Below are 15,509 nucleotides of genomic sequence, written 5' to 3' on the forward strand. Positions count from 1 at the left end.
GAATTGGCGTAACTCAAAATCAGCCGTAAGGCCGACATCACAGCACGTCAACACGGCGGCACGCCTGCGTGGCACCGCACAGGCGCGGTGATGTCGAAGGAAAGGACCGAAGTCCGTGGCTCAGCGAGTAGTGGTCACGCTCTCCGACGACATCGACGGCGGAGAAGCGGCGGAAACGGTCACCTTCGGTCTCGACGGAAAGTCGTACGAGATCGACCTGAATACCGCCAATGCAAAGAAACTGCGCAAGTCGCTGGCCCCGTTCCTGGAGGCGGCTCGAAAGCAGTCGAAGTCGGGCAAGGCCTACCGGCACACCTCGGTGGCACCCGACCCGGCGGCGGTCCGCGCCTGGGCCCGGTCCAACAAGATGGAAGTACCTGCCAGGGGCCGCATCCCGAAGAAGGTCTACGAGGCGTTCAACGCGGCCGGCTGACCCGCCCCGGGCCGGCCGGCGGGCGAGGGTGCAGGCGTGGGCGACTCATGGCCGGCTCATTGCTGACTCATGGCCGACCGGTCGCCGACTCCCCCTCGGAGTGCCCGACTTGCATTCCACCCCTGCTGGTCAGCTAGAGTCTGGAGCACGCCGAAGGGCGAGGCCGAAAGGCCCCGTTCAAAGCAGCGTGCGGGTGTAGTTCAGTAGTAGAACATCCCCCTTCCAGGGGGAAGGCGCAGTGTGCAATTCCTGTCACCCGCTCTGCATTGCTCTCCGGACCGGTCCACTCGGACCGTCGGGTAGAGTGGTGTTCGCACCGCCCGGTGAAAACCGGTCGGGTGCAATCTGCGGACGTAGCTCAGTTGGTAGAGCGCAACCTTGCCAAGGTTGAGGTCGCCAGTTCGAACCTGGTCGTCCGCTCAGCAGCAGGAACGAGAAGCCCCCGGTCGGAATCCGACCGGGGGCTTCTTCGTGGTTCCGGCTTACTTCGTGGCTGACCCGGGCTGTTTCGTGACCGGCTCCTTGCAGGTGGTCCGGGCTTCTCCGTGGCTCGGCTCTGATGACATATGTCATCGGGCGGGGGCCTGGGTCGGGGGCAGCCTGGATGCATGACAGATGTGATTGAGGTCGCAGACCTGCGGCGCACCTATGCCGGTGGGTACGAGGCGGTGGCCGGCGTCTCCTTCTCCGTGGCCGCCGGGGAGCTCTTCGCCCTGCTGGGGACGAACGGCGCGGGGAAGACCTCCACGGTGGAGCTCCTGGAGGGACTGGCTCCGCCGAGCGGGGGCCGGGTGCGGGTGCTGGGGCACGATCCGTACCGCGAGCGGGCCGCCATCCGGCCGAGGACCGGCGCCATGCTCCAGGAGGGTGGTTTCTCCCCCGAGCTGACCGTGGCCGAGACGGTCCGGATGTGGGCGGGCTGCACGAGCAGGGCGCGGCCGGTCGGTGAGGCCATGGAGATGGTGGGGCTCGGCGGGCGGTCTGCCATACGGGTGAAGCAGCTGTCCGGCGGCGAGAAGCGGCGGCTGGACCTGGCGATGGCGCTCCTGGGCCGCCCCGAGGTGCTCTTCCTCGACGAGCCGACGACGGGCCTCGACGCCGAAGGGCGCCGGGAGACCTGGGAGTTGGTCCGGGAGCTGCGCGACAGCGGTACGACGGTCCTGCTGACCACGCACTACCTGGAGGAGGCCGAAGTCCTGGCCGACCGGCTGGCGATCCTGCACGAGGGCCGGATAGCGGCGGAGGGCCGGGTGGACGAGGTGGTGGCCGCGCAGCCCTCGCACATCTCCTTCTCCCTCCCCGAGGGGATCGCGGTCGGCGATCTGCCGCCACTGGGGAGTTACGTCCGCACGGGCGGGGCCGTCCAGCTGCGGACCGACGAGCTGCAGCGGTCCGCCACCGAACTCCTGCTGTGGGCCAGGGACAAGGGGGTCGAGCTGCGGGGGCTCGATGTCCGGTCGGCCTCGCTGGAAGAGGCATTTCTCGGTATCGCACAGAAGCAGGAGGTCACACGGTGAGCACCACGGGGGAACGGACGGCGGCCCAGCAGGCCGCAGGGAAACACACGACAGAGGCCGGGGCTGAGGCTGAGACCGGGGCCGCGTCTGGGACTGGTGCTGGGGCCGGCTGGGCCAGGGCCAGGATCGGGGCGGGCTGGGCCAGGACCGGGGACGGAGAGCGGGTGCAGACGCTCAGCACGGGCCGGATGCTCGCCCTCGCCCGCGCCGAGCTGACCCTGCTGGCACGCAGCAAGGCCTCGCTCTTCACCATGCTGGTGCTGCCCATCGCGATGACCTTCGTGATCTCGTCGGCGACCGACCAGAAGACCCTGGACAAGGCGGGGCTGTCCGCCGGCGCGGTGCTGCTGCCCGGGGGCATCGCGTTCGGCCTGCTCTTCGCTCTGTACAACGGCGTGGTCGGGGTGCTGGTGGTCCGCCGTGAGCAGCTGGTGCTCAAACGGCTGCGTACGGGAGAGGCCCGGGACACGGAGATACTCGCCGGGGCCTCTCTGCCCTCGGTGATCATCGCGCTGGTGCAGTGCGTGGTTCTCTCCGCAGGCTGTGCGGTGGTCTTCGACATGGGCCTGCCGCCCGCTCCGCAACTGCTGCTCGTGGGTGTCGCGCTGGGGGTCGTGATGCTGACCGCGCTGGGAGCGGCGACGGCGGGCATCACCAAGTCCGCCGAGGCCGCCCAGCTGACGGTCATCCCGCTGATGCTGGTGTCGATGGCAGGGTCGGGCGTGTTCGTCCCGCTGGAGATATTCCCCGACCGGCTGGCGTCGGTGTGCGAGCTGCTGCCCCTGACACCGGTGGTCGAGCTGGTACGGGGCGCCTGGACCGGGTCGATGTCCGCGCACGACGCCTTCGGACATGTCCTGACTGCCGTGGCCTGGACGCTGCTCTCGGTGTTTGCTGTACGCCGGTGGTTCCGCTGGGAGCCACGCCGCTGACATGGCCGGAGGCGGCCGGGGACCTCACGGGGGGGGCCTGTCTCGGGCCGAGGCGCCGGGGGCTGACCGGGGGTCGAGTTGGATCGGGCCGGGCAGGGCAGGGAACGACCCGTCCGGGAGCGGCAGCCGGGGACGTTCGGAGACAAGGAGTGCGTGATGCGGTGGCTACGGGGATGGCGGAAGCGGGGAGGGTTCGCACAGGCCGACCTCTACGCACGCGCGACGATATACGCCCTGCTGTGGCTGGCCGTCGCCCTGCAGGTGATGTTCAGCGTGACGCGCCCGGTCCGTCACTCCGGGGCGCCCACCGCGCTGATCGCCGCGTCCTGCCTGCTCGCGGTCGCACAGGGGGTGTACTGCACCTCGCTGGCCTCCGGTGGTCTGGCCGAGTATCTGGGCCAAACCACGCTCTCCCGGCGGCTGGTGGCCTTCGGGGCGGGTCTGATGGTGATGAGTCTGGTGGCTGTTCTGGTGCTCGCCTCGGCCGTCGGGCTGCGGGACTTCCCCGACGCGGCGGTGATGCTGTGTGCCGCTGTGATGCCGTTCACGATGACGCACAGCCTGATTGTTCGGAAGCGGGTGTCGGCCCTGGTGCAGCTGGGCGCCCTGGTCGCGGTGTGCGGGGCGGTCCTGCTGCTCGGCGGTGACCGGCAGCTCGTCGGTGCCTGCATTGCCGGCATGGTGTGCGGACCCGCGTGGTACGCCATCACCACCCGCTGCTCGGCCTGGCATCTGGGCGTGATGTGGAAGCTGCACGAGGCCAAGGACGTGGAGGCGCGGCTGGCCGTCGCGGAGGAGCGCCTGCGGTTCGGCCGGGATCTGCACGATGTGATGGGGCGCAATCTCGCCGTGATCGCGCTGAAGAGCGAGCTGGCGGTGCAGTTGGCCCGGCGGGGGCGGCCGGAGGCAGTGGACCAGATGACCGAGGTGCAGCGCATGGCACACGAAGCGCACCGGGAGGTACGTGACGTGGTGCGGGGATACCGGGGAGTGGACCTCGCCACGGAACTGGGCGGAGCCCAGGGCGTGTTGGAGGCGGCCGGTATCGAGTGCACCGTCACCGGACCGCCGGACGAGCTTCCGGCAGACGTGCAGTCGGCGCTCGGCTGGGTCGTCCGGGAAGCCGCCACCAATGTCCTGCGCCATGGGGACGCCCGGCGCTGCACCGTCGCGGTGGCCAGATCGGCATCCGGTGCGACTCTGACCGTCGAGAACGACGGAGCGGTCGGCGGGAGCGGCAGCGGCGCCTCCCCGGGCACCGGGCTCGCCGGGCTGCGGGAGCGGCTGACCGCCGTGGACGGCACACTGACGGCCGGCCCGGCCCCCGGTGGGAGATTCCGCCTCACCGCGGACGTACCGCTGCCCGACACCGCCAGGGCGGACCCCACCTCGGCCATGCGCACCTCCGCCCCAGGGGCAGCCGCAGAGGCAGCAGAAGAGTCAGCAGCAGAAACAACAGAAGAGGCAACCGCATGACCGACCCGTCACCGGTACCCGCGCCTGGGGCCGCGTCCGTACCGGCGCCCGTCCCCGCATCCGTACGGGCGTCCGTCCCTCCGACGGTTCCCGCACCCGTTGCCGCGCCCATACGCGTGCTGCTCGCGGACGACGAGCACCTCATCCGGGGAGCGCTCGCCGCGCTGCTCGGGCTGGAGGACGACCTGGTGGTCGTGGCCGAGGCCGCGTCCGGCCCCGAAGCGCTCGCCATGGCGCGGGCGCACCGGCCCGACGTGGCGGTGCTCGACCTTCAGATGCCGGGGGCCGACGGTGTGAGTGTGGCCACATCCCTGCGCACCGCGCTCCCCGAGTGCCGCTGCATGATCGTCACCAGCCATGGGCGGCCCGGCCATCTCAAACGGGCTCTCTCCGCCGGGGTGAAGGGGTTCGTTCCGAAGACTGTTTCCGCACAACGGCTGGCCGAGATCATCCGGACGGTGCGGGCCGGAGGGCGTTATGTGGACCCGGAGTTGGCAGCCGATGCGATCTCCGCCGGGGACTCACCCCTCACGGCCCGGGAGGTCGAGGTGCTTGAGCTGGCAGCGGACGGCGCACCGATCGCGGAGATCGCCGAACGGGCCTCGCTGTCGCAGGGGACGGTGCGGAACTATCTGTCGTCGGCCGCGTCGAAGCTGGGAGCGGAGAACCGTCATACCGCGGTGCGTCTCGCACGGGAGCGCGGTTGGGTATAGTGGTCTTCGCGCACAGCGCATGCGGACGTAGCTCAGTTGGTAGAGCGCAACCTTGCCAAGGTTGAGGTCGCCAGTTCGAACCTGGTCGTCCGCTCAGCAGCAGGAAAGAGAAGCCCCCGGCCGGATTCCGGCCGGGGGCTTCTCCGCGCGTGGGGCCCTCCCACCCGGGAGCTCACGAAGGGCCCCGAGCTCTGACCAACGGGCTACGGGCCCTTCGCGCTGACGCCAACCAGCGGTGTCACCCGAGCCGGAGGGCCCGGGTGACGGTTAGGACGCTGCTGCGACGCGGCTACGACCAGGGGGTCCCGGTCAGCAGCTCGTAGGCCTCCACATACTTCGCCCGGGTCGCATCCACGATCTCCTGCGGGAGTGCGGGCGGCGGCAGTTCGCCCTTGCGGTCCCAGCCGGAAGCGTCCGACGTCAGCCAGTCGCGCACGAACTGCTTGTCGTACGAGGGCTGCGCATGGCCCGGCTCCCAGTCGGCGGCGGGCCAGAAGCGGGACGAGTCCGGAGTCAGCACCTCGTCGGCGATGACGAGTTGATCGCCGTCATAACCGAACTCGAACTTCGTGTCGGCGAGGATGATGCCCCGCTCGCGCGCGATGCCGCGGGCCCGCTCATACACGTCGAGGGTCGTACGGCGCAGATCGAAGGCGGTCTCCGCGCCGGTCTGGCGGGCGACTTCCTCGTAGCTCACGTTCTCGTCGTGGTCACCGACAGCCGCCTTGGTGGCCGGCGTGAAGATCGGCGCCGGGAGTTCGGAACCGTCGGTCAGCCCCTCCGGCAGCGCGAGACCGCAGACGGTGCGGTGTGCCTCGTACTCCAGCAGACCCGAACCGGTGAGGTAGCCACGGGCCACGCACTCCACCGGGACCATCCGCAGCGACCTGCAGACCAGGGTGCGGCCCGCCCAGTCGGCGGGGACGCCGGCCGGCAGGTCGGTGGAGATGACGTGGTGCGGTACGAGATCGGCGAGCTGGTCGAACCACCACAGCGACAGCTGGGTGAGCACCCGGCCCTTGTCGGGGATCTCGGTGGGCAGCACCCAGTCGTACGCGGACAAACGGTCGCTGGCGACCATCACGAGGTCGCCCGCCTCGTTCTGGTACAGGTCGCGCACCTTGCCGGTGTGCAGGTGTACCAGGCCCGGCACCTCAAGAGGCTCGGGCTTTTCTACGAATCCGGACACGGTTCCTCCCCGTGGTTCTGTCCAAGCGGTGGGGTCGGAGTCGATTCTCCCGTATGCGCCGCGTGCGGGCCCCGCCAGGGTCGGCCCGCGGCCCGACGGTGTTGCCGGAGGAGGGTTGGACAGCGTCCGGTGGCGGGCCGGTCGCCTGATCAGTCGCGCTTGCAGATGCGGTCGAGGAGGTTGGCCGTCGCGCGCTGGATCCGGGAATCCACGTGGCCCGGGCGGTCCAGCGCGGGCGACCAGGCGAAGGTGCCCGAGGCGAAGACGAGCGAGCCGGAAGGGGCGCGGTACAGGGACGTCTCCTGGTGCCGCATGGTCCCCTCGCTGTCCTCGTACGGCGAGTGGGCGAGCAGGATCCGGCTCTCGTGCTGCGGGAGAGCGGTGCGCGGGAAGTAGCGGTCGGCCTCGCCCGCGACCAGACCGGCGAGTTCGTCGCCCTCCCCCGCGCCGGTCGCGTCCCAGAGCCAGTGCTCGGCGTTCCGTACGACCAGCGGGCTCGGGTCGGGGACCCGCCCGGCGTACTGGATGCCGAGGAGCTGCTGTTCCGGACGGTCGATCTCGCGCCACAGCGTGGGCTTTCCGGGACCGCGGCGTTTGCGGCAGGTGAGGAGCCGGTCCGGGACACCGGACGGGGACGGGCCGAGGTCGACCTGCCAGTACATGGTGTTGGCCGAGAGGAAGACGAGGGAGGTGCCGTGCTCGCGGGCGGCCTCCGTCGTACGCCGCATGGGGACCGACCAGTACTCGTCATGGCCGGGGAAGACCAGGCCGCGGTAGCGGGTGGGGTCGATGCGCCCGGCGTGCAGATCGCGGGCGTCGGCATAGGCGAGGTCGTATCCGTAGCGCTCGGCCCAGCGGATGAAGTCGTAGGCGTGGCCCACGTGCAGGGGCAGGCCGGCGCCCGCGTAGGGCCGGTCGAAGGAGACCGTGGTGGCGGCGTCCTCCTCGCCGAGGAGACGGCCCACGCCGTCCCACGCGTGGTAGAGGCTGGCGCCGGTGTGCCCGTCCTCCGGGTAGAGGTTGTAGGCCTGCCAGGTCACGTCGGGCAGGAGGAGCAGCAGATCCGCCGGGTGGCTGTCCCGGACCGTGAAGGGGATGTGGGAGCGGTAGCCGTCGACGGTGGTGAGCACCGCGACATAGGCCCCGATCGACCAGTACGAAGGAATCTGCAGCCGCCAGGAGAGCCACCAGTGATGGCAGGAGACCGTGCGGTCGGCGGTGAGCGGGGGCGGCTGCACGATGCCGGAGATCCGCGGGCTTGTGGTGATCTTCGCCGCGCCGTCGCCGCCGTAGTGACCGATGCGGTAGATGTCGACGGAGAACTGCTGGGGCGGGTCGACCGTGACATGGAAGTCGATGGCCTCGCCCGGGGCGGCCGCGCCGTTCGACGCGAACCCCTTGATCTGCTTCTTCACGTCGTCGGCGGTGCGCGGACCGCCGGAGCGGTGGTGCGGAGCGTCCGGGGCGTACCAGGGGACGACATGACCGGTGTCGTCGAAGTAGTGCTCGCTCCCGCGAAGCCAGGGCAGCGGGCCCTGTCCGAACGGATCCGAGACGGCGTGCGCGAGGGCCCCCGATTCCCAGCGCCGGATCTGCTCCGCCCCCATGCGGCTCCCCTTCCCTCGGCCACTCAGGCACAACAGTGATGCACCGACTGTCAGCGACCGGCCCCAGCACATCACATAAGGCACTCACTCCGTCACTGTTCGTCGCGAATTGGCGAGGAGAGTGCCGAAATCGTGGAATGATCCAGGGAAGATGCCGGGAAGTTCCGGGCGCGGTTTTCCGTGTCTCTCCGGCTCTCCGGCTGCCTGTCTCTCCGCTGTCTCTGCCCGTCCCTCTTGTCGCACGAGGCGAACCATGTGCACGAGGCGAACCAGGCGCAGCGCAGCTGTCACACGAACGGTGTCGCCCGGCGGTTTCCACACGACAGCCGTCAGTCCACCTGAGCCACACCGCGCGACCGGCCCGGGTGCGGCGCCACATCGGCCGCCGCACGCCGCCACCCACCCGGCTCACACCAGCCGTACCGGCTTCTCCGCGCGCACCCCCACTGCCGTCAGCCACCCCTGCAACGGCTCCCCGTCGCCGTCCTCCACCAGGCTCATCACGTGCCCGCCCAGGTCCGCCCTGCGCTCGCCGCCCACCAGCAGCGCGGGACCGTCCAGCCAGTCCAGGCCGGGTGCCGCGCCGGCCGTGTCCACCGCGGCGCAGCAGACCATCGCGGTGACATGGTCGGCCAGCAGATCACGCCCGATACGGGGCGGCTGGAGCGGGAAGAGCGGGATCGCCCCGGTGTCCCAGAGCTCCTCGCCCTCCAGGATGCCGCCCGGCACGGGTGCCGGCGCTGCGGCCTCCTCGCGGGCGACCTCGGCGGTGACGGCAGCCGCCAGCGCCTCCGTGTCGTCGGCTGCGAGATGGTCCAGGACGCGGGCCAGCGTCGGGCCGCCCGGATCCTCCTCCGCGGCCGGACCCGCTTCGGCCCTGCGGCGCACGCCCAGCTGGTCCAGGACGCGGTGCAGCCTGGCCGCTTCCGTACGCCATTTCCGGTCGACGACCTCTTCCGGGTACTGCTGCCAGTCCACCGGGGACCAGTCGGGGCCGGTGTCGGCCGGGCCGCCGTGGAAGAGCCTGGCCGCGAGGAGGGAGGTGGCGGCGTCGATCGCGCCCGGCTCCTCCAGCAGGTCGCAGGCAGGGCGCTCGCCCAGCCGGGAGGTGAAGCCGTCGGCCAGGCGGTCCCTGCGCGACAGCTCGGTGAGCGCGGAGACCACCCCGGCGTCGAGCCGGGAGGGCCAGCGCCCCATCCGCCAGGCGGGCAGCGCTACCCGGGTCAGCAGCCTGTCCCAGCCCGCGTAGGCCAGGCCCACCTGCTCCTGGGCGACGATCCGCAGCCCGTAGTCCACAGCCTGTGCACGGTCCGAAGCGGCAGCCGCCACGCCGCGCTCCATCTCGGCCGCATGGCCGCGGCAACTGCGCAGCAGCAGCCGCGCGGTCCAGCCGATGAAGCCGTACGCGATCCGCCGCACCGGGCCGAGCCCGGCCCGGGACGAGACGGCGACCGCCGCGTCCAGCCCCCGTACGAACCGGCGCGAGGCCGCGATGTCGGGGTGCGCCGAGGGTCCCGTACCGGCGATGACCGGCGCGAGGAGGGCCCGCAGCTCGGCCACCCGCATCCACCACAGGAAGGGCGAGCCAATGACCAGCACGGGGGCGTCCGCCACCCGGCCGGAACGCACCGACCGTATTCCGCGCATTCCGCGCACGGCGCCCAGCGGTCCGCCGGATATGGACTGCGCGGCGGGGTGCGAACGGTCCTCCAGCCAGCTGTCGCAGTCGGGCGTCAGCGCTATCGCCGACGGGACAGGCACTTCGAGCCGGTCCGCGAGGTCCCGCACCATCCGGTGCAGGTCGGGCGCGGATGCCTCGGTGAGCGCCACCGTCGGGCTGACGGCGGGCCCGGCCCTGGCGATCACGGCTCCCACGACAGCGGCCACCCCGGCCACCACCACCGCGAACCCCGTCACCACCCACCGCGCCACGTCCCAGCTCCCGCCGCTGAGGCGGCCCATGGCACCGCCCGCCAGCAGCACGACCGCGACCGCGGCCGGCAGCAGCGCGACGGCCAGGGCTCTGCCCCGGACCGCCAGAACGGCCAGCGCATGGGCGCGTGCGCCCTGCGCACCCCGCTTGCCACGCGGATTCACGCGCGCATCACTCGTACGGTTCTCGGACACGGCTGGACGTCACCCCCCTCTGCCCTGCGACGGCTTTGCTCACTCCCCCACTGTGGCACCCGCCACTGACATCGCAATGCCGGTGGGCCAAGTGCCGGAACGCCTGCGCCGCAGACTAGTTGGGGTCCCGGCAAGCGTCATCCGGATGGGGCAGCCGTCACTCGATGGAATGGCTTTGGGTAAAGGTGCTGACGCGAAGCCGTCAGATGGCTGCGGCTTTCGCAGCGATGTCCGTACGATGCTGCGCCCCGTCGAGCCGCACCCTGCCCAGCGCGGTGTACGCGCGCTCACGGGCCTCGCCCAGGTCGGCACCGGTAGCGGTCACCGAGAGCACCCGGCCGCCCGCGCTCACCACCGCGTCGCCTTCCTGCCTGGTGCCGGCGTGCAGAACGTACGCATGGGGCGCATCCTGGGCCGCCACCTCGTCGAGCCCGTCGATGGGGTCACCGGTGCGGGGGGTGTCCGGGTAGTTGTGCGAGGCGATGACGACGGTCACAGCAGCCTCGTCGCGCCAGTTCAGCGCGGGGACCGTGTCGAGGGTGCCGTTGGCCGCGTTCAGCAGGACACCGGCGAGCGGGGTCTTCAGCCTGGCCAGCACCACCTGGGTCTCGGGGTCGCCGAACCGGGCGTTGAACTCGATGACCCGTACCCCGCGTGAGGTGATCGCGAGGCCCGCGTACAGCAGCCCGGCGAAGGGCGTACCCCGGCGGCGCAGCTCGTCGACGGTCGGCTGGAGCACGGTCTGCATGACCTCGTCGACCAGCTTGGGGTCGGCCCAGGGCAGCGGGGAGTACGCGCCCATACCGCCGGTGTTGGGGCCCTCGTCGCCGTCGAGCGCGCGCTTGAAGTCCTGCGCGGGCTGGAGCGGGAGGACGGTCACGCCGTCCGAGATCGCGAAGAGCGAGACCTCCGGGCCGTCCAGGAACTCCTCGATGACCACCCGGCCGCAGGCCAGCGCATGGGCGCGGGCGGCTGCGATGTCCTCGGTCACGACGACGCCCTTGCCCGCGGCCAGGCCGTCGTCCTTCACCACGTACGGGGCGCCGAAGGCGTCGAGCGCCGCGTCGATCTCCGCCGGGGTGGTGCAGACATAGGCACGGGCGGTGGGGACGTTCGCCCCCGCCATCACGTCCTTCGCGAAGGCCTTGGAGCCTTCCAGCTGCGCGGCCTCCCGGCTCGGACCGAAGCACGGGATGCCCGCGCCCCGTACGGCGTCGGCGACACCGGCGACCAGGGGCGCCTCGGGGCCGACGACGACGAGCCCGGCACCGAGGCGGACCGCGAGCCGGGCGACGTCCGCGCCGTCCAGCGCGTCCACCGCGTGCAGCTCGGCCACTTCCGCGATGCCCGCGTTGCCGGGGGCGCAGTGCAGGGAGGTGACCTCGGGGTCGAGGGAAAGAGAGCGGCACAGGGCGTGTTCGCGGGCGCCGCCGCCGATGACAAGGACCTTCACGGTGCGAAGCCTAGCCCGCGCACCGGGGCCGGCCCGGCGCGGGCCTTGTGCGGGCCACCGAAAGCGGTGTCCACGCGCGTTCGTAGATTCCTCCACGCACGGGACGCGGCCGGCTGCCCGCGCTGCCCACTCTGCTCGTGCTGCTCGTGCCGCCCTCGCTGCCCTCGCTGCCCTCGCTGCCCGTCGTTCTACTCGTTCGTGTACTCCTCGACCACCGTCGCCCCCAGCTCGCGCACGATCAGATCGTGGCCGGAGAGCGCCGAGTCGACCAGGTCGGGGTCGTCGTCCTCAGGGGTGTCGTCCTCCAGCGAGACGGGCGGCGGACCGTCCGGCACCGGCGGCGGCTCGGGCTCCCGGAAGGCCTGCGGCCGCTGGCGCTGCGGCGGCTCCGGAGCGGGCGGCTGCTGGACCGGTCCGGGCGCCGCGGAACCGCCTCCGGCCTGGGGCGCCGGGCGCTGCGGGGCAGGGGAGGAACCACCGGGGCCGGGGTGGTTGCTGCCGCCCGGGGGCTGCGTACCGCCGGAGGGGTCGACAATCGCGTCGACTCTCCACTGGACGTGGAACTGGTCGGCGAGGACCTGCTTCAGGACGTCCTCGCTGCCGCTGGACGCGAAGTTGTCCCGGGCCCCCGAATTGGGGAAGCCGAGCTGGAGGGTGGTCCCGTCGAAACCGGCCACCTGGGCGTTCTGACTGAGCAGGATCCAGGTGAAGCGACGCCGGTTCTTGACGGCTTCGAGGATGTCGGGCCACATGTTCCGCACCTGGGCCGCCCCCTGGGCCATACCGGGCGCGGACGCGGCGGGGGGCGCGGACGACGGGCCGGCAGACGCAGCCGGCGGGGCCGCCTGCGCGGGCTGCCCCTGCCCCGGAGCGGTGGCGGACGGCCAACTGCCCGCAGGGCGCTGGGACTGAGGCTGGGGCTGGGCGGCGGGGGCAGGGGCGGCAGCACCGGGCCAAGCGCCGGGCTGCCGGGTGGCAGGGGCGGGGGCCGAGGCGGGGGGCTGCGCGGGACCGGCGGGCCGATCGGACGGAGCGGCCGAGGGCGCGTTCGCAGCGTCAGCAGAAGGCGCAGCCGGAGCGGGGGCAGGGGCACCCGCAGGACCGGCGCCGGGCACCGCACCCGGGCTGTCCCCCCGGGCCGCGGCGCGAGCGGCGGCGGGTCCCGTGCCGGGCGCAACCGTCATACCGGGCCCGGAAGGACCCGCAGACCCACCGGCCCCCACAGGTCCACCGGCCCCAACAGGCCCACCAGCCGGTGCAGTCGGCGCAGCCATCGTGGGATGCGCCTCGGCGCCCGGTACGTACCCCATGGCGGGCCCCTGCCCACCGGGCACAAAGGCGCCGCCGCGCTCCAGACGGTCCAGCCGCGCCTGCAGGGAGCGCTCGTCGTCGAAGGCGGCCGGGAGCAGCACTCGCGCACAGATCAGTTCGAGCTGGAGCCGCGGGGAGGTGGCACCGCGCATCTCGGTGAGCCCGGTGTTGACCAGGTCCGCCGCGCGGCTCAGCTCGGCGGCGCCGAAGACGGAGGCCTGCGCCTGCATCCGCGTGACGACATCCGCCGGAGCATCGATCAGCCCCTTCTCCCCCGCATCCGGCACGGCGGCCAGGATCACCAGGTCGCGCAGCCGCTCCAGAAGGTCGGCCACGAACCGGCGCGGGTCGTTGCCGCGCTCGATGACCTGGTCGACGAGCTCGAAGGCGGCGGCTCCGTCCGAGGAGGCGAAGGCGTCGATGACGGAGTCGAGGAGCGTCCCGTCCGTATAGCCGAGGAGGGCGGTGGCCATGGCATACGTCACACCTTCCTCGCCCGCACCTGCCAGCAACTGGTCCATGACGGACATGGAGTCCCGAACGGATCCCGCCCCGGCCCGCACGACGAGGGGCAGCACGCCGTCGGCGACTTGGGCGCCCTCCTGCCCGCACACCTCGCCGAGGTAGTCGCGCAGGGTGCTGGGCGGCACCAGCCGGAAGGGGTAGTGGTGCGTACGCGACCGAATGGTGCCGATGACCTTCTCGGGCTCGGTGGTCGCGAAGATGAACTTGAGATGCTCCGGGGGCTCCTCGACCACCTTCAGCAGGGCGTTGAACCCCGCCGAAGTGACCATGTGCGCCTCGTCGATGATGTAGATCTTGTACCGGCTGCTCGCCGGCCCGAAGAACGCCTTCTCGCGCAGGTCACGGGCGTCGTCCACGCCACCGTGCGAAGCTGCGTCGATCTCGATGACGTCGATCGACCCCGGACCGTTACGCGCGAGGTCCTGGCAGGACTGGCATTCACCGCACGGCGTGGGAGTGGGCCCCTGCTCACAGTTCAGACAGCGGGCCAGGATCCGCGCACTGGTGGTCTTGCCACAGCCGCGCGGCCCGCTGAACAGATACGCGTGGTTGACCCGGTTGTTCCGCAGAGCCTGCTGCAACGGGGCAGTGACGTGCTCCTGCCCGATGACCTCGGCGAACGATTCGGGACGGTAGCGGCGGTACAGCGCAAGGGACGACACATGTACGAGGTTATCGGGGCCCACTGACAACCAACGCCCCGAGCGACCCACGCCCGCGAACGATCCATGCCCCGAGCGACCCACACCCCGGGGAACGCCCCTGGAACGCAAAGGGCCCCCCACGCACCCGCCAGAGCCAACCTACCCTTGCTGCCTTCCGGCCCTGGGGGAGTTCAGTCAGATAGCGCCACGTGAGGGGCTGACCCACACCCTAGCTGATCCACCCGGGTGGAATCGAGTTCGCTAGCACTCCTCAACGTCTTGTATTGTTTGCCGCGGAGGATTCGCCTAGTGGCCTAGGGCGCACGCTTGGAAAGCGTGTTGGGGGCAACCCCTCACGAGTTCGAATCTCGTATCCTCCGCAGCTAGAAGGCCCGGACCGTTCACACGGTCCGGGCCTTCTGCTTGTGCAGTCTCAACCACAGTCTCAACGAGGCTGTTCGGGGGCTTCCTTCGATGTTCCCTCGTCGCTCTTCGCGACCTCTCAGACGAGTCCACCGACTTGCTTGCCACGTCTTGCAGGATGCCGCCGGTCACGTGCTGGTACCGGGCGGCCATCGCCGTGGACGACCAGCCCGTGATCTGCATCACAACCCGCTCAGGCGCTCCCAGGATGAGCAACACCGTGGCCGCCGTGTTCCGGGCATCGTGCAAGCGCCCGTCGCGCACCTTGGCGTCGATGAGCAACTGCTTCCACGCGTCGTAGTCGGTACTCGGCACCAAGGGGGCGCCGACGGGTGAGGGGAAGACGAACCCTGTCTCTCGCCACTCCTGAGCGGCCCGACATCGTTCCTGGTCCTGCTCCTTACGATGCAGCTCCAGAAGACGAACCAGTCCGTCCGGTACACCGATGGCCCGGCGGCCGGCACGGGACTTCGTGTTGGCTGTGTCCTCGTTCTTCCTGACTCGCTGCTTGCAGTAGCCGGGCTTGCGCCCGCACTCTCCCCCGCAGCCGTGCAGGTACTTCGGCCGCAGACGGTTCTTGCGGACCCGCAGGATTCCTGCCGGGAGGTCCACGTCCGACCAGCGCAGCCCCGGCGCTTCGCCCTGCCGGAGGCCGAGGGCGAGCGCGATGGACCAGCGTGCGCTGTTCCGGAGCTTGGCCGCTTCGGAGAGAAGTCGCTGCACCTCTTCGATGTCGTACGGCTCCACCTCTTCGTCTTCGATGCGGGGCGGGACAGCGAGCGTGGCGACGTTCCGGGGGACGTGGCCGCGACGCATGGCGTGGCTGAGCGCTGTTCGGATGGTGCGGTGAGCCTGGTGGGCGGTTGCGGGCTTGCTGCCGTTGGCCAGCGTCTTCGTGGAGAAGCGCTCCAGGTGTTCCGGCTCCAGCTTGTCGAGGCGGTGAGCGCCGGGACCGGGAGTCAGGTGGACTTTGACGGCAACCTCGTACCCGGCCTAGGTGTTCTCCCACACCGACGGTTTGGCGATCTCCTCCACCCAGTGCTGAAGCCATGTCTTGACGGTCCACACCCGTCCCGGCTTCCGGACCTTTCCCGCGTCTCCCTGCTTCTCCAGCTCGCGAACCTTCTTGATGACCTCCCCTTCATTGAGCTTGCTCATG

At 71.0% G+C, this 15,509-nt stretch carries 11 protein-coding genes, 4 tRNA genes, 1 other RNA gene and 1 pseudogene; 9 read left to right on the plus strand and 8 right to left on the minus strand.

The features are described from left to right. The first annotated feature begins 115 nt into the window (after positions 1 to 115). From OHB13_RS17530 to OHB13_RS17565, 8 genes are all read left to right on the plus strand, one after another. Entirely contained in the window at positions 116 to 433 is a 318-nt protein-coding gene (locus tag OHB13_RS17530; protein WP_266855404.1) for a histone-like nucleoid-structuring protein Lsr2, read from the plus strand. Between the two features lie 189 nt (positions 434 to 622). Then, positions 623 to 694: transfer RNA gene (locus OHB13_RS17535), tRNA-Gly, on the plus strand. 86 nt (positions 695 to 780) lie between these two features. Then, positions 781 to 853, plus strand: a tRNA-Gly gene (locus OHB13_RS17540). 188 nt (positions 854 to 1,041) lie between these two features. Then, entirely contained in the window at positions 1,042 to 1,950 is a 909-nt protein-coding gene (locus tag OHB13_RS17545) for an ABC transporter ATP-binding protein (RefSeq protein ID WP_328377735.1), read from the plus strand. A 188-nt stretch (positions 1,951 to 2,138) separates the two neighbouring features. Then, positions 2,139 to 2,882, plus strand: a complete 744-nt coding sequence (locus tag OHB13_RS17550; protein WP_328380318.1) for an ABC transporter permease — start codon at positions 2,139 to 2,141, stop codon at positions 2,880 to 2,882. Positions 2,883 to 3,038: 156 nt separating this feature from the next. Further along, a complete protein-coding gene (locus OHB13_RS17555; protein ID WP_328377736.1) occupies positions 3,039 to 4,358 on the plus strand; it encodes a sensor histidine kinase in 1,320 nt (439 codons plus the stop codon). Next, positions 4,355 to 5,071 carry a response regulator gene (locus tag OHB13_RS17560; RefSeq protein ID WP_328377737.1) on the plus strand — a complete coding sequence of 239 codons (717 nt, stop codon included), beginning with the start codon at positions 4,355 to 4,357 and terminating at the stop codon, positions 5,069 to 5,071. Before OHB13_RS17555 ends, OHB13_RS17560 begins: the two co-directional genes overlap by 4 nt. Positions 5,072 to 5,092: 21 nt before the next feature. After that, positions 5,093 to 5,165, plus strand: a tRNA-Gly gene (locus OHB13_RS17565). A 195-nt stretch (positions 5,166 to 5,360) separates the two neighbouring features. Here OHB13_RS17565 and OHB13_RS17570 read toward each other — a convergent pair. The 6 genes from OHB13_RS17570 to ffs form a co-directional block, all read right to left on the minus strand. After that, a complete protein-coding gene (locus OHB13_RS17570; protein WP_328377738.1) occupies positions 5,361 to 6,260 on the minus strand; it encodes a phosphoribosylaminoimidazolesuccinocarboxamide synthase in 900 nt (299 codons plus the stop codon). Between the two features lie 149 nt (positions 6,261 to 6,409). Beyond that, on the minus strand, positions 6,410 to 7,867 hold the full coding sequence (locus OHB13_RS17575; protein ID WP_266855400.1) for a N,N-dimethylformamidase beta subunit family domain-containing protein: 1,458 nt from the start codon (positions 7,865 to 7,867) through the stop codon (positions 6,410 to 6,412). Positions 7,868 to 8,275: 408 nt separating this feature from the next. Next, positions 8,276 to 9,994: a hypothetical protein gene (locus tag OHB13_RS17580; RefSeq protein WP_328377739.1), complete on the minus strand. Its 1,719-nt coding sequence runs from the start codon at positions 9,992 to 9,994 to the stop codon at positions 8,276 to 8,278. A 202-nt stretch (positions 9,995 to 10,196) separates the two neighbouring features. After that, on the minus strand, positions 10,197 to 11,447 hold the full coding sequence (gene purD, locus OHB13_RS17585; RefSeq protein ID WP_328377740.1) for a phosphoribosylamine--glycine ligase: 1,251 nt from the start codon (positions 11,445 to 11,447) through the stop codon (positions 10,197 to 10,199). A gap of 188 nt (positions 11,448 to 11,635) precedes the next feature. Beyond that, on the minus strand, positions 11,636 to 13,945 hold the full coding sequence (locus OHB13_RS17590) for a DNA polymerase III subunit gamma and tau (RefSeq protein WP_328377741.1): 2,310 nt from the start codon (positions 13,943 to 13,945) through the stop codon (positions 11,636 to 11,638). Positions 13,946 to 14,052: 107 nt separating this feature from the next. Continuing rightward, positions 14,053 to 14,149: signal recognition particle sRNA small type (gene ffs, locus OHB13_RS17595), an RNA gene on the minus strand. Between the two features lie 73 nt (positions 14,150 to 14,222). Here ffs and OHB13_RS17600 point away from each other — a divergent pair. Further along, positions 14,223 to 14,307: transfer RNA gene (locus OHB13_RS17600), tRNA-Ser, on the plus strand. A gap of 229 nt (positions 14,308 to 14,536) precedes the next feature. Here OHB13_RS17600 and OHB13_RS17605 read toward each other — a convergent pair. After that, positions 14,537 to 15,166: pseudogene (locus OHB13_RS17605) on the minus strand (tyrosine-type recombinase/integrase); the annotation flags it as partial. A 177-nt stretch (positions 15,167 to 15,343) separates the two neighbouring features. Then, positions 15,344 to 15,508, minus strand: coding sequence for a hypothetical protein (locus OHB13_RS17610; RefSeq protein ID WP_328377742.1), 165 nt, complete (start codon positions 15,506 to 15,508; stop codon positions 15,344 to 15,346). Position 15,509 lies beyond the last annotated feature (1 nt).

Source organism: Streptomyces sp. NBC_00440 (genome assembly GCF_036014215.1).
GTDB lineage: Bacteria > Actinomycetota > Actinomycetes > Streptomycetales > Streptomycetaceae > Streptomyces.

Bases quoted from the DNA above. Each gene is read 5' to 3' on its own strand.
- OHB13_RS17545 (WP_328377735.1), top strand. From the start codon at position 1,042: ATGACAGATGTGATTGAGGTCGCAGACCTGCGGCGCACCTATGCCGGT.
- OHB13_RS17610 (WP_328377742.1), bottom strand. From the start codon at position 15,508: ATGAGCAAGCTCAATGAAGGGGAGGTCATCAAGAAGGTTCGCGAGCTG.
- OHB13_RS17560 (WP_328377737.1), top strand. From the start codon at position 4,355: ATGACCGACCCGTCACCGGTACCCGCGCCTGGGGCCGCGTCCGTACCG.
- OHB13_RS17575 (WP_266855400.1), bottom strand. From the start codon at position 7,867: ATGGGGGCGGAGCAGATCCGGCGCTGGGAATCGGGGGCCCTCGCGCAC.
- OHB13_RS17555 (WP_328377736.1), top strand. From the start codon at position 3,039: ATGCGGTGGCTACGGGGATGGCGGAAGCGGGGAGGGTTCGCACAGGCC.
- OHB13_RS17550 (WP_328380318.1), top strand. From the start codon at position 2,139: ATGCTCGCCCTCGCCCGCGCCGAGCTGACCCTGCTGGCACGCAGCAAG.